Origin of the sequence: uncultured Microbulbifer sp. (assembly GCF_947498635.1) — a bacterium.
GTDB lineage: Bacteria > Pseudomonadota > Gammaproteobacteria > Pseudomonadales > Cellvibrionaceae > Microbulbifer > Microbulbifer echini.
Genome location: NZ_CANMKV010000170.1, coordinates 1 through 216, shown reverse-complemented (window position 1 = coordinate 216; position 216 = coordinate 1). Strand labels below are relative to the sequence as shown.

1 protein-coding gene is annotated in these 216 nt (G+C 56.5%); it reads left to right on the top strand.

The annotated features are described in order from the left end of the window. On the top strand, positions 1-216 hold a 216-nt coding region (locus Q1A69_RS20295; protein ID WP_299589796.1), incomplete at both ends, for an ATP-dependent Clp protease proteolytic subunit.

Below are 216 nucleotides of genomic sequence, written 5' to 3'. Positions count from 1 at the left end.
GTGGAAACCTGGATTGAAGGCATCGCCGCGAGTATGGGCAGTGTGATCGCTCTCGCCGGGGATACCGTCCATATTGCCGAAAACGCCTATTACATGGTGCACAACCCCAGTGCCGTGGCCAGAGGTGACGAGCGCGCCTTGGAAAAAACCAAGAGCCTGCTGGCCAAAGTCAAAACCACCATGATTGGTTTGTACGCCTCGCGCACCGGAATGTCT